We start from the raw sequence: 13201 nt of genomic DNA on the forward strand, positions 1-13201 counted from the left end.
CTGATCGGCCCTACGGCGGACTGGACTGCTCCCGCAAGCGGAGCGGCGGCGCGCTGGGGCTGACGTAGACGTCCCACAACTGCCCGGTGAAGAGCCGGGCGAAGCGGGCGAGAGCGTTGGCGCGCGACCAGGCCGTACCACCGTGACCGCGGAAGGTCGTCAGCTGCCGGGCCAGGGCGCGGGGGGTGATGCGCAGGACGCCTGCGGCGATGACGGCCGCCGCCACGGGAGCCGGGTCGTTCCAGTCGGCGTGCCCGCGCAGCACGCGGGCGTAGAGGGTAGTGGTGTCGGGCCAGCTGTCCAGGCCGGCGTCGTCGGTGACGACCTTGTGTCCTAGCAAGGTCAGCGGTTGGCCGTCGAAGTCGTTGAAGCACAGTCGGTACAGCATGCGCTTGCGGGCCGGGTCGTCCTGGTCGACGAAGAGGTTGAACCACCCACGTTGAACGTCGAACCGACCACCGAAGCACTCGACCCAACCGCTCGCCGTCGCCTCGTGACGGGGATCACGGACGAAGGCGTCGAGGTCATCGATGATGATGGTGAGGCGGAACGTGATGCGGTCCCCCGTCCCATCGCCCACTCGGGCCCCAACCACGGGGTCCTGCTCTCCCACTCCCAGGGGGCCGGCCATGACCTCGGTGAAGCTCAAACCGCTGCTCCTCGCCGCGGACGGCCCCGGAGCTGGTGGGCTCAAGGCGATCTTCTCGGCAGCGCACCAGCGTCGCGCGGTCTGCACACCGAGTTCCACGGCCATCGCGATCCGATCCCGTCGGAAGTTGAACAGGTAGTGAGCCGGCACTTCGGCCTGCAGCAATCGCACCCGCACGGTCCGGCCGAACTCCCCCGCCCCCTGCCCGGACCGCTCGACGGCGTCGTTGTTCACCTCGATCCTGCGCAGCACCGATCTCAGTTGACTGGTGGCTGCTGCCTCGATGACCTGGAAGTACTGGGACACGGGACCGTTGCGCCACGTCCCGCGAGCGCTCACGGTCCAGATCACCCACAGCTCGTCAGCGCCGCGGCGGATCCCCTCTTCCAGGTTGGCGTCAGTGGCGTAGACGGCGTCGATGTAGGTGTGCCCGTCGATGTCCACCGGCGGGAACCAGCCGGGTAGGGACACCGCGGAGACCAGACGATCCTCGTCCATGTCCGCTGCCACCGACACGACCGCTTCCAGGCGCGTGAAGTCGTACAGGTTGAAGGTGGCCTCGCGCGGCGTGGCGCGGATGGCGGACCAGTCCAGACCCCACTCCCGCAGCGTGTTGCTGCGCAAGCGGTCCAGCCTGAACAGCGAGGGAGCCCCCGGTAGCCAGGCCAGGCCGCGCACGTTGGGCTGCACCGCGCTCAGGGGGCGGTAGTGCCGCCAGTTCTCCGCGATCTGGTGTCCGGTCATGCCCTGGGCCCACATCGCCAGGTTGAAGACACCTCCACTGGCTCCGTCGGCGTGGTCGAAGTCCAGCCCGGCCTCATCCAGCCACACCTGCAGGACTCCGGCCTGGAAGGCCACCTTGGTCCCGCCACCGGCCAGCACCAGCGACCGGCGCGGCCGCCCGGGCGCCCCGCCGCTCACCGCCCCCCCAGGTCGCTCGTAGCCGAACCGGAGAGAGCCTCCAGCACGTCCCGGATCGGAGTGGGACGCTGTGAGGGGAAGCGCTCGAGCAGGGCTCGCATGCCCACCCGGCCTTGCCGCGAGGTGGTGGTCACCACCAGTCCGACGTTCTCCAGCAGGAGTCCGGTGCGCAGAGGGCGGCCGATCCCGCCGTAGACGCTGCGTTTGAGCATCTGCACCGTCCAGGGTGAGCGGCGGGACATGCGCTGTGCGATGGCGAGCGCCGTGGCGATCAACTGCTCAGGCGCAGCGACAGCGTGCACGACCCCGAGGTCGAGGGCTTGCTGCGCGCTCAGGGGGCTGCCGTCGAGCATCAGGTGCAGAGCCCGGCCCGGCCCCACCAAGCGGGTGAGCCGCTGGGTTCCTCCGCCTCCGGGCAGGATCCCGATCAGGCCTTCGGGCAAGCCGATGTGCGTGGTCTCAGATGCAGCCATCACCCGCAGGTCGCAGGCCAGAGCCAGTTCCAGTCCGCCCCCCAGGGCCGTGCCGTTGAGGGCGGCGACGAACACCGTCGCCGAACGGCCCATGGCGGTGAACAACCGGTGCATGCGCAGCAGAGCGCTGGCTCCTGCGGCAGGGCTCCGGCGGATCAGCGCATCGACTGCGGGTACGCGGTCAGCGCCGGCCAGGACCGTCCAGACGAAGGTGGCCAGGTGAGGTGGGACGAAGAACGGCAGCCGTCGAGAGAGGTCCTGGATCTCCTCGACGTCGAAGTGCGCGGTGAACACCTCGTGCGGTTCTCCGGTGATCACGACGACGCGGACCGCGTCGTCTGCCTCGACCGCGCGCACGAGGTGGGTGAGCTCATCGATGACGCTCGTGTTCAGCAGGTTCCGCGGCGGATTGTCCAGTCGGACGAGAAGGACCCGATCATGGTGTTCCAGGCGCAGGGTGCGGTAGGCCACGGCGGCCTCCTGGTGCTCTGACAGGACGAAGCTGAGTTCACAAACCCTAGCAGAAGAGTGGTCGTGCGCCTAGGATCGCAAGATGGTGAGCGACAACGCAGTTCGCCAGGGCTCCGAGGACGCTAAAGCCACCGGGACCACCAGGGCCGCCTGGATCGGTGGCGCTCTCAACAAGTTCTCGATCGGCACGTCCGGGTTTCCCGATGACCTCGATGCTCCTGTCGAGGGAACCGTCGACCTGGACGTCCCCGTGGAACAGTTCTGGCGGTTGTTCGCCGACGTGCGTGGCTGGCCGAGTTGGAACTCGTGCATGTCGGTGGCACGGGTACACCCCGGCGATGTCCTCTCCCCGGGATCGACTCTCCTGTGGGCGTTCCGCCCGATCCGACGGCGCTACCTCTACCGCCTGCCGAGCCTGGCGCGGTCGGTCGTCGTCGTGCCCTGCCAGGAGGTGACGTGGGAGGTCACGGTCCTGCCGGGCTTCCACGCCCGACACACCTACTCCTTCGAGGCCCTCGACGGAGGTCGCTGCCGCTTCGGGTCCTGGGAACGGGCCAGCGGCCCGACCTACCGCCTGCTGCGGTCCTTCTGGCGTGCGCACTTCCGGTTCGTGCTGGAGGCCTCCCTGGCCGGGGCTGTCACTGCGGCCGCCCGCGGTGAGGGCGCGGCCCGCCTGGTGCGCTACGGCGATGCCACGACTGGGACACCGCTCGTGGTCGTCCCCGGCCTCGACGGCTCCGTGGGCACCGTAGCCCCCCTCGTGCAAGCGCTGGCCCAGACCCGCCCCGTGCACCTGGTGGACTACCGGACCGAGCGCAACACATCCCTGGAAGGATTGGCTCGTGAGATCGCCGACCTGGTGACTCGCGCCCGCCTGGGCAAGGTCGACGTGCTCGCGACCTCCCTCGGCTCCATCGCCGCAGCACAGGCGATCTCGCAGCACGGGATGAGCGCTCGCCGCGTCGTCCTCATCGGCACGTTCACGCGACTGCCCGCAGGGCGGCTGCGGCTGACCAACCGGATCATCGCCTCGACCCCGCGCTGGGGGTACCGGAGGCTGGCCCCGCTGCTGATGAGCTACGTCTGTGGACCGGTCGGCGACGGGGCGGACCACCCGTTCTTCGAGCGGATCCGGCGCAGCGACCCCGTCCAGGTCGTCAAACGCACCCAGTGGGAGGTGGGGCGCGACTTCGCCCCCGACCTGGCGGCCTTGATCCCGCCCACCCTGGTGCTGATGGGTGCCCGAGACCGCTTCGTCAGCGACCCCCAGCGGGAGGTGGCCACCATCCGCCGTTGCCTCACCAGCGAGGAGTCACAGGTGCGTCTCCTGCCCGGCGCCGGCCACGTCCTGCTGCCGCGCGCCGCGGTCGCGGCGGCGGTGAGCGCAGCAGAGGATTTCCTGCAGGAGGACTAGCCCGGGAGAAGACGGCGGACGCACACTGGAGGCACCTCCAGGACCACCGAACCTCCACGCAAGACCTGCCCGTCGGCGACGGATCCACGGGCGTTCAAGGAGCGGCCGATGACCACCGCCGGTGCGGGAAACGTCGACGACGTCGACTGCCTCGTCGTGGGCAGCGGCTTCGGTGGATCCGTCGTCGCCTGTCGTTTGGCCCAGCAGGGCCGCTCGGTCCTGGTGCTGGAGCGCGGCCGCCCCTACCCGCCCGGCAGCTTCCCTCGAACCGCTCTGGGATCCTCGACGAACCTCTGGGACCCCAGCGAGGGCCTCTTCGGGCTGTTCGACATCTGGTCCTTCCGGTCCTTCGAGGCGGTGGTGGCCAGCGGACTGGGCGGCGGGTCGCTGATCTACGCCAACGTCCTCCTGCGCCGTCCCCCGGAGTGGTTCGACGGTCGAGCGGCCGACGACGAGTGGCCGGTGACGTCCACCGATCTGGACGGGCCCTACACCCAGGCCGAGCAGGTGCTCAAGCCCACGCCCTACCCCTACGTCGAGAGCACACCGAAGACCCGGGAGTTCCGCGATGCCGCAGGCCGGGCGGGGCTGCGCTGGCAGGCTGCCCCGCTGGCCGTGTCGTTCAGCGCGCCCGGGCAACACCCCGGGATGCCGCTCGGTGTCCCGGCCGACAACCTCCACGGCGTCCCCCGCTCGACCTGTCGGCTGTGCGGGGAGTGCGACGTCGGCTGCAACACCGGCAGCAAGAACACCACCGACCTGACCTACCTCAGTCGCGCCCAGGCCGCGGGGGCAGACATCCGGCATCTGCACGAGGTTCAGCGGATCGCCGTCCGCACCGACGGCCGCCGCGGCTACGAGGTGACGGCCGCCGAGCACCACCCCCCCGACCCGGCTTGGAACCGCGTCGGTACCTCACGTCCTGCCACCGTGCGCACCTTCAGAGCCCGCACCCTCGTCCTGGCCGCCGGTTCTCTCGGCAGCACCTACCTCCTGCTGCGCAACCGGGTGAACCTCCCCGGTCTCAGCCCTCGCCTGGGGTCACGCTTCAGCGGCAACGGCGACTACCTGGGCTTCACCAGCTCCGGGCGGACCCGCGTCCTCGATCCGACCCGGGGCCCGGTGATCACGAGCTACGTCGCCGGATCCAGGACCGACGACCGGTTCGTCGTGCAAGACGGTGGCCATCCCGTCATCGCCGACTGGCTCAGCGAGGTCCTCGGACTGCGGCCGCTGCGGCGTGTGGGTGGGGTCGGAGTGCAGCTGGCGCGCGCCCGGCTCACCAAGTCCCCCAGGACTCGCGTCAGCGCGCACCTCTCACGCGCGCTGGGCACTGCCGAACGGTCCCGGGGCCTGCTCCCCATGCTCGGGATGGGCGAGGACACCGCCGGCGGGCACATGACCCTGCGCGACGGCGCGCTGGCCATCAGCTGGAGCGGACAGGACTCCCGCCACGTCTTCGACCGCATCCGCGCCACCATGGACACGGTCGCCGAGGAGATGGACGGCCGCTTCCGGCAAGGCCCCAGCAGCGTCCTGAGCCGGATGGTGACCGTCCACCCCCTCGGGGGCGCCCCGATGGGGACAGATCCCTCCCGAGGCGTCGTCGATTCCCGGGGGGAGGTCTGGGGGTACGAGGGCCTCTTCGTCGCCGACGGGGCGGTACTGCCCGGACCCGTAGGAGTGAACCCTGCCTTGACCATCGCCGCACTAGCGGAGCTGTTTTGCGAGCGCATCGCGCAACGGGCAGACCCCGCCAAGTCCTAGTGCCGTGATTCGCTGTTCGTTCCGTTGAACGTGGTGAGGTAGCCGGCCAAGCGATCGAGGATCTCCTCGGCGGCCCGGGTCCAGATGCAGGCTCGCGATCTCTCGTTCCGACCGGCGATCTGGACGCGGATGTCGGTCGCCAGCTCGGCCACGCTGCAGTGCGGTCCCGGCGCAGGACGCGGGCCTCGACCTCACCGGAGAACCGCTCGATGAGGTGAGCCAGGAGGAGTTGGTGGATCTCAGCCACCACTACCTCCGCTACTCGTGGTGCACGGAGCCTCACTACAGCACCTGGGGCAAGGGGTGGACGTGTGGTGCTGAACCAGCAGCGGGGAGAAGGCGAGCCGAGGTGGCCGAGCAGTGGACCGCACGATCTGCGGTTGAACCGGAAGCGCACTGGACGACTGATCCACTGCTGCAGCGTGGGTGGGTCGTCGACGTCCGGTTCGCCGACCGAGCGTCCAGCGCAGCGCGGTCGTGACAGCGCGCACCTGTGGCGGGGGCACGGTCGGGCGCGATTGTCTGGTCGCCCACCACATTGGCCGCAGCGGTCCGTCCTCGTAGCGTGCAGCGCATGACGATCCACCTGAGAGCGGCTCGGCTGCCGGGCCTGGCCGGCCTGCACGACGTGACCCTGGCGGAGGGGTCCGTCACCGCCGTGACCCCGCACGCGCCGGGCCGGGCCGGGCCGGGTGAGGAGGTCGACCTGGAGGGTCGGTTCCTGTTCCCCGGCCTGTGGGACCACCACGTGCACTTCACCCAGTGGGTCGTCACGCGGTCGCGGCTGGACCTGTCCGGGGCGCGCAGCGCGGCCGACGCGATCGCCCTGGTCACCCGGGCCGTGGCCGACCGCCCGGGAACCGACCTGCTGTCCGGCTACGGGTTCCGCGACGGCCTGTGGCCCGACGAACCGACGCTGGCCGCCCTGGACGCGGTGACGGGCGAGCGGCCCGTGGTCCTCGTCTCCGGGGACCTGCACTGCGGGTGGCTGAACTCCCCCGCGCTGCGCTCGGTGGACGTCGCACCGCGCGCGTCGGGGCTGCTGCGGGAGACCGAGTGGATCGCCGCGCTGGACCGGCTGGACCGGCGCGCCTCCCCGCCCGTGGAGGGGTACCGCGCGGCCGCGGCGGCCGCCGCGGCCCGCGGCGTCGTCGGGGTCGTCGAGTTCGAGAACACCGACAACCTCACCGAGTGGCCCGCCCGCGTCGCCGCGGGCGTCGACCACCTCCGCGTCGAGGCGTCGGTGTGGCCGCAGCGCCTGGAGAAGGCCCTCGCCGACGGGTACCGGACGGGCGCGGCCGTCGACCCCGGCCGCGACCCGCACGGCCTGGTCACGGTGGGGCGGCTCAAGGTCGTCGTCGACGGCTCGCTGAACACCCGCACCGCGCTGTGCCACGACCCCTACCCGGGGCTGGACCCGTTCGCGCCGGACGCCTGCGGTGTGCAGAGCGTCCCCCCGGAACGGTTGCGGGACCTGCTGACCGCCGCCCGCGACGGCGGGATCCTGCCCGCGGTCCACGCCATCGGGGACCGCGCGAACACCCAGGTCCTCGACGCGTTCGAGGACCTGGGGATCGCCGGGACCGTCGAGCACGCGCAACTGGTCTCCCGCGACGACTTCGAGCGGTTCGGGCGGCTGGGGCTGACCGCGAGCGTGCAGCCCGAGCACGCCGTGGACGACCGCGACGTCGCCGACCGGTACTGGGCCGGGCGGACCGACCGGGCGTTCGCGTTCGCCTCCCTGCACGCGGCCGGGGCGGTCCTGCGGCTCGGCTCCGACGCGCCGGTGGCACCGCTGGACCCCTGGGTGGCGGTCGCGGCGGCGGTCGACCGGTCCCGCGACGGGCGCGAACCCTGGCACCCCGAGCAGCGCCTGCCGCGGGAGGTGGCGCTGGCCGCCTCCACCCGCGGGCGGTCGCGGGTGCGGGTGGGCGACGTCGCCGACGTCGTGGTCCTGGACGCCGACCCGTTCACCGTGCCGGACGCGGAACTGCGGGACCTGCCCGTCGCCGCGACCCTCGTGGGTGGCCGGTTCACCCACGACGGGGTGCGCGCGTGAGGGAGAACGCCGACTACGCCCTGGCGGACCCCACCGCCGTCCGCGACCTCATCGCGCGGAACCCGTGGGCCACGATGTTCTCGCACCCGCCGGCCGGCCCGGTCGCCTCGCACTACCCGTTCCTGCTGGAGGACGGCACGGACGACCTGGTGCTGCTCAGCCACGTCGGCCGGCCCGACGAGGCGCTGCACCAGCTCGGGACGCGGGAACTGCTGGTCGTCTTCGCCGGCCCCAGCGGGTACGTGTCGCCGAGCTGGTACGGGACGGGCCCGGCGGTGCCGACGTGGAACTTCGCGGCGGTGCACTGCCGCGGGATCCCGGAGATCCTCCCGGACGCGGAGAACCTCGCCGTCCTCGAACGTCTCGTGGACCGCTTCGAGGACCCGCTGCCGAACCCGTTCCGCCTGCGCGGCAACCTGGAGAACAGCGCCTACGCCGAGCGCATCGTCGGCGGGACGGTGGGTTTCCGGCTGCGCGTCACCCGCGTCGAGGGCAAGGACAAGATGAGCCAGGACAAACCCGCCGAGGTCGTCGAGCGCGTCGTCGCCGCACTGCGCGCACCCGGCCCGTACCGCAACGACGCGCTCGCCGACCGGATGACCGACGTGCACCGCCGGAGGACCGCGTGAACCCGCCCGGGGAACTGCTGGACGACCTGGTCGCCCTGCGCCGCACGCTGCACGCGACCCCCGAGGTCGGCCTCGACCTGCCCCGCACCCAGGAGATCGTCCTGGGCGCCCTGGACGGCCTCGACCTGGAGGTCGGCACGGGTGAGCGCCTGAGCTCGGTGACGGCCGTCCTGCGCGGGGGCCGGCCCGGCCCGACGGTGCTGCTGCGCGGGGACATGGACGCGCTGCCGGTCGCCGAGGACACCGGGCTGCCGTTCGCGGCGACGAACGGCGCCATGCACGCCTGCGGCCACGACCTGCACACCGCGGGGCTGGTGGGGGCCGCGCGCCTCCTGCACGCCGAGCGGGACACCCTGCCGGGGAACGTGGTGCTCGCGTTCCAGCCCGGCGAGGAAGGTTTCGGCGGCGCCCGGGTCATGCTGGAGGAGGGGCTGCTCGACGCCTCCGGCGACCGCCCGGTCGCGGCGTTCGCGGTCCACGTCGACAGCCAGTTCCCCCGCGGCCGGTGGACCACCCGGCCGGGCCCGGTCATGGCCAGCGCGAGCGCGGTGCGGATCACCGTGACGGGGACCGGCGGTCACGCCGCCCGCCCGCACGTCGGTGTCGACGCGGTGCCCGTCGCGGCCGAGATCGTCCTGGCGCTGCAGACGTTCGTGGCGCGCAAGCTGCCCGTGACCGAGCCCGCCGTCGTCTCGGTCACCGACATCGGCACCGACTCCTCGGCCGGCAACGTGCTGCCGCGGACGGTGACGCTGACGCTGAACGTCCGCACGCTCTCCCCGGCCGTCCTGGACCGGATCCGCACCGGGCTCCCGGGGTTCGTCGCCGGGATCGGCGCCGCGCACGGCGCCGCGGTCGAGACCGTCTTCACCCCTTCCTACCCGGTCACGGTCAACGACCCCCGGGAGACCGACGCCGTGCTGCGGCTGCTCGAGGGGCGCGTCGAGGTGCTGCCGGAACCGTCGATGGCCTCGGAGGACTTCGCGTACGTGCTCGAGCAGGTGCCCGGGACCCTGCTGTTCCTCGGCGCGGCCGCCGGGGAGGGGACGCCGCTGCACTCCCCGACGGCCGTCTTCGACGACGCGGTGCTGCCCGACCAGGCCGCGACGCTGGCGCTGCTGGCCCGCACCCGGCTGGCCCGGGGCGCATGAGGGCGAAAACCTGTGGTGGGGGCACAGTGCAGCGCATTTCTCTGCACGATCGGCACATTGTCGCCCCGCCGACCGCTTCCTAGGCTCGCAGCCACGACCCACCGGTCCGTCGACGCTGACGAACCCGGCGGTCCGACGCAGCAGAGCTCCGAGCTCAGACGAAGGGATCGCAGCATGATGAGGAAGCAGCACCTCCGGACGGTCACGGTCCTCGCTGTGGTCGGGGGCCTCGGCGGCGCGACGCTGACCGCGTGCAGCTCCGGGCCCGAGGGCGGTCAGGAACCCTCCCCGACCAGCTTCGTCTCCGGCGGCACGTTCTCGATGGCGCTCAACGACGACCCCGGCAGCCTGTCCCCGCTCACCGGGGTCTCCCTCGTGCAGCGCGGGCTCGTCCCCTTCGCCTACGAGTCGATGGTCCACACGACCGAGGACGGCGAGTTCGTGCCCTGGATGGCGCAGAGCTGGACCGAGACGCCCACGTCCATCACCTACGTGCTCAAGGACGGCATCACCTGCGCCGACGGCACCGCGTTCACCGCCCAGACCGCGGCGAACAACATCGCCTACCAGGCCGACCCGGCGAACGGCACCTTCTGGCACGGCTCCAACATCACCGAGGGCATGACGGCCACGGCGGACGGCAACGAGCTCACCATCACCAGCCCCGCGAACAACCCGTTCCTGCTCGCCTCGACCGGCACGATCGAGCAGGTCTGCCAGGGCGGGCTGGACGACCCGTCCTCGCTGGACGACGCGACCGACGGCACCGGCCTGTTCCAGCTCCGGACGGCGAACGCCGGCCAGAACTACCTCTACGCCAAGCGCGACGACCACACCTGGGGCTTCGACGGCATCACCAGCGACACCGAGGGACTGCCGGACGAGGTCGACGCGCGGGTCGTCACCGATGAGGCGACCGCCGCGAACCTGCTCCTGTCCGGCGACCTGAACGCCGCCGCCGTCGCCGGGTCCGACCGCGACCGCCTCGAGGGCGCGGGCCTGACGTCCAAGGGCGTGACCAACCCCATCGGCGAGATGCTCTTCAACGAACGCCCCGACCGGCCCACCGCCGACCCGAAGGTGCGCCAGGCCCTCGTCACCGCCCTCGACCGCGAGACCGTCGGGGAACTCGTCACCAACGGCCACCGCGAGGAGATGACCTCCCTGGTCATCGGCAACCCGTTCCTGTGCGTCGCCGGCGGCCCGAAGTGGACGCTGCCCGACACCGACGTCGCCGCGGCGGGCCGGCTGCTCGACGAGGCCGGCTGGACCGCCGGCGCCGACGGCAAGCGCAGCAAGGCCGGCGCACCGCTGACCATCCGCTTCCTCTACGACGCCGGGACCCCCAGCCACGGCGCCGGGGCCGAGGAGGTCCAGGCCCAGTGGGACGAGCTGGGCGTCACCACCGAACTCGTCGCCGAGGACCCGACGGGCTGGTCCACCGACCTGTACCAGACGTACGACTGGGACACCGGGTTCATCCAGCTCGCCCCCGGCACCCCCGTCACCCTGAGCCTGTTCTTCCTCGGGGAGACCGCCGAGAACGGCGGCTACAACTTCATGGCCGTCCAGAACGACGCCTACGAGCAGATCGCGGCGCAGGCGGCCACCGCCCCCGACGCCGACACCGCGTACGGGCTGTGGCAGGACGCCGAGAAGGAGCTCGTCGACCGCGTCGACATCTTCCCCCTCGCCCAGACGACGTCGCCGACGTGGTTCTCCGGTGCCACGGCCGACCTGCCCGGGTACATCGCCCCCTCCACCATCCGGATGGTGGGCTGAGCCGTGACGCTCCCGGTCTTCCCCGACGTCACGGCGCCGGTCTCCCCGAACCGCCTGCCGCGCGGGGCGGACCGGGGCCCGGCACTGCTCTCCTCGCCCCGGCTGGCGTTCGTGCTGCGCCGGCTGGCGCGGGCCGCGGTCTCGCTGGCCATCGTGCTGGTGGCCTCGTTCTTCATGGTGCAGCTCGTCCCCGGCGACCCCGTGCGCGCCGCGCTCGGACCGACCGCACCGGCCGCGGCCGTCGCCGCGCTGCGGCACGACCTGGGCCTGGACCTGCCGGTGTGGAACCAGTTCACGAACTACGTCGGCGGGCTGCTCCACCTCGACTTCGGCACCTCCACCACCTCCCAGCGGCCCGTCGGGACGACCCTGGCCGAACGGCTCCCCACGACCGTGTTCCTGGCCGTCGTCTCGTTCGTCGTCGCCGTCGCCGGTGCGTTCCCCCTCGGGGTCGCCACCGCCGTCTCGGCCCGCGGCGGCCGCCGGCGCCTCCTCGACCTCGGCGTCTCGGGGTTCCTCGGCGTCGTCATCGCCATCCCGAACTTCCTGCTGGCGGTGCTGCTCATCGCGACCCTCAGCATCGGCCTGTCGCTGCTGCCCCCCGCCGGGTGGGGACGCCCCGACCAGGCCGTCCTGCCCGTCCTGGCCCTCGCCGTCGGCCCGCTGGCCTACCTGGCCCGCATCGTGCACGTGGAGATGCTGCGCGTCCTGGACGCCCCCTACCTGACCACCGCGCGCAGCAAGCGCCTGCCGCCGCGGCTGCTGCACGTGCGGCACGCCCTGCCGAACATCGTCGCCGCGACCCTCACCGCCGGGGGCGTCGTCCTCGTCGGCCTCATCGGCGGCACCGTCCTGGTGGAGACCGTGTTCACCATCCCGGGCATCGGCTCGACCATCGTCTCCTCCATCACCGCCAAGGACTACCCGCTGATCCAGGGGATCGTGCTCGTCTACGCGGTGCTGGTCCTGGGCGCGAACCTCGTCATCGACCTGGCGCTCGCGGTGATCGACCCGCGTTCGGCCGTTGCGGAGGCCTGACCCGTGCGCTCGACCCTCCGGACCCCCCTGGGGATCGCCCTGGCGGTGGGCCTGTCCCTCGTCCTGGCGGCCACCGTGTTCGGGCCCGCCCTGTTCGGCGACGCCGCCACCGCCCGCGACATCGCCGGCCGGCAGGCCCCCGCGAGCCTGGCGCACCCCTTCGGCACCGACGACCTGGGCCGGGACCTGTTCGCCCGCACCGTCGTCGCGACCCGCACCTCGATCCTGCTGACCCTGGGCGCGACGGTCGTCTCCGTCGCCGGCGGGGTCGCCCTCGGCGTCGTGACGGCGGTCCTGCCGCGGCCGGCGCGACGGGTGCTGAGCGCGCTGATCGACATCCTGCTGTCGTTCCCCTGGCTGCTGCTGGCGCTGTTCTTCTCCGTCATCTGGGGCACCACCGCCACCGGTGCGGTGCTCGCGATCGGTTTCGCGGGCATCCCGGTGTTCGCCCGGCTGGTTTCGACGCTGGCCTCCTCGGTCGCGAACGCCGACTACGTCCACGCCGCCCGGATGCTGGGCGCCTCGCCGTGGCGGAGGGCGACCCGGCACGTCCTGCCGAACATCACGCCGCCGATGCTGGTGAACACCGCCGCGCACGCCTCGGTGACGCTGCTGTCGTTCGCCGCGCTCTCCTTCCTCGGCCTCGGGGTGCAGGCCCCGGAGTACGACTGGGGACGGCTGCTCAACGAGGGGGCGAAACGCATCTACGTGGCGCCGATGGCCGCGATCGGGCCGGGGATCGCCATCGTCACCACCGGCGTCGTCTTCGCCCTGCTCGGGGAACTGCTCAGCGAGGAGCGGACCCGCGCCGTGCGGGCCGCGCGCGAACCCGACGCGCGGCCCGCCG

The 13201-nt window shown here is 72.2% G+C and carries 10 protein-coding genes; 8 read left to right on the forward strand and 2 right to left on the reverse strand.

What is annotated here, in order from left to right; genetic code table 11:
• Positions 1 to 10: 10 nt before the first annotated feature.
• Both ACRYRX_RS21005 and ACRYRX_RS21010 read right to left on the reverse strand, forming a co-directional pair.
• Positions 11 to 1570, reverse strand: coding sequence for a patatin-like phospholipase family protein (locus ACRYRX_RS21005; RefSeq protein WP_432515087.1), 1560 nt, complete (start codon positions 1568 to 1570; stop codon positions 11 to 13).
• Positions 1567 to 2514: an enoyl-CoA hydratase/isomerase family protein gene (locus ACRYRX_RS21010; protein ID WP_432515088.1), complete on the reverse strand. Its 948-nt coding sequence runs from the start codon at positions 2512 to 2514 to the stop codon at positions 1567 to 1569. Before ACRYRX_RS21010 ends, ACRYRX_RS21005 begins: the two co-directional genes overlap by 4 nt.
• Before the next feature lie 82 nt (positions 2515 to 2596).
• Here ACRYRX_RS21010 and ACRYRX_RS21015 point away from each other — a divergent pair, with 82 nt between their 5' ends.
• From ACRYRX_RS21015 to ACRYRX_RS21050, 8 genes are all read left to right on the forward strand, one after another.
• A complete protein-coding gene (locus tag ACRYRX_RS21015) occupies positions 2597 to 3928 on the forward strand; it encodes an SRPBCC family protein (RefSeq protein WP_432515089.1) in 1332 nt (443 codons plus the stop codon).
• Positions 3929 to 4036: 108 nt separating this feature from the next.
• The gene (locus tag ACRYRX_RS21020) at positions 4037 to 5695 is read left to right on the forward strand and encodes a GMC oxidoreductase (protein ID WP_432515090.1); all 1659 of its coding nucleotides are present in this window, start codon (positions 4037 to 4039) and stop codon (positions 5693 to 5695) included.
• Between the two features lie 574 nt (positions 5696 to 6269).
• On the forward strand, positions 6270 to 7754 hold the full coding sequence (locus tag ACRYRX_RS21025) for an amidohydrolase (protein ID WP_432515091.1): 1485 nt from the start codon (positions 6270 to 6272) through the stop codon (positions 7752 to 7754).
• Positions 7751 to 8383, forward strand: coding sequence for an FMN-binding negative transcriptional regulator (locus ACRYRX_RS21030; RefSeq protein WP_432515093.1), 633 nt, complete (start codon positions 7751 to 7753; stop codon positions 8381 to 8383). The genes ACRYRX_RS21025 and ACRYRX_RS21030 overlap by 4 nt, the downstream gene beginning before the upstream one ends.
• Entirely contained in the window at positions 8380 to 9534 is a 1155-nt protein-coding gene (locus ACRYRX_RS21035) for a M20 metallopeptidase family protein (protein WP_432515095.1), read from the forward strand. Before ACRYRX_RS21030 ends, ACRYRX_RS21035 begins: the two co-directional genes overlap by 4 nt.
• Before the next feature lie 174 nt (positions 9535 to 9708).
• Complete coding sequence (locus tag ACRYRX_RS21040) at positions 9709 to 11316, forward strand: ABC transporter substrate-binding protein (protein WP_432515097.1); 1608 nt, start codon at positions 9709 to 9711, stop codon at positions 11314 to 11316.
• A gap of 102 nt (positions 11317 to 11418) precedes the next feature.
• Positions 11419 to 12354, forward strand: a complete 936-nt coding sequence (locus ACRYRX_RS21045) for an ABC transporter permease (RefSeq protein ID WP_432515099.1) — start codon at positions 11419 to 11421, stop codon at positions 12352 to 12354.
• Between the two features lie 3 nt (positions 12355 to 12357).
• The coding region (locus ACRYRX_RS21050) for an ABC transporter permease (RefSeq protein WP_432515098.1) at positions 12358 to 13201 on the forward strand (844 nt) is incomplete at its 3' end.

It is taken from the genome of Kineococcus lubricus (assembly GCF_050871965.1).
In the GTDB taxonomy this organism is placed as follows: Bacteria; Actinomycetota; Actinomycetes; order Actinomycetales; family Kineococcaceae; genus Kineococcus.

What these genes read in the sequence shown, in the direction of transcription:
- ACRYRX_RS21015 (WP_432515089.1), top strand. Translation starts at nt 2,597, where the DNA reads ATGGTGAGCGACAACGCAGTTCGCCAGGGCTCCGAGGACGCTAAAGCC.
- ACRYRX_RS21040 (WP_432515097.1), top strand. Translation starts at nt 9,709, where the DNA reads ATGATGAGGAAGCAGCACCTCCGGACGGTCACGGTCCTCGCTGTGGTC.
- ACRYRX_RS21020 (WP_432515090.1), top strand. Translation starts at nt 4,037, where the DNA reads ATGACCACCGCCGGTGCGGGAAACGTCGACGACGTCGACTGCCTCGTC.
- ACRYRX_RS21025 (WP_432515091.1), top strand. Translation starts at nt 6,270, where the DNA reads ATGACGATCCACCTGAGAGCGGCTCGGCTGCCGGGCCTGGCCGGCCTG.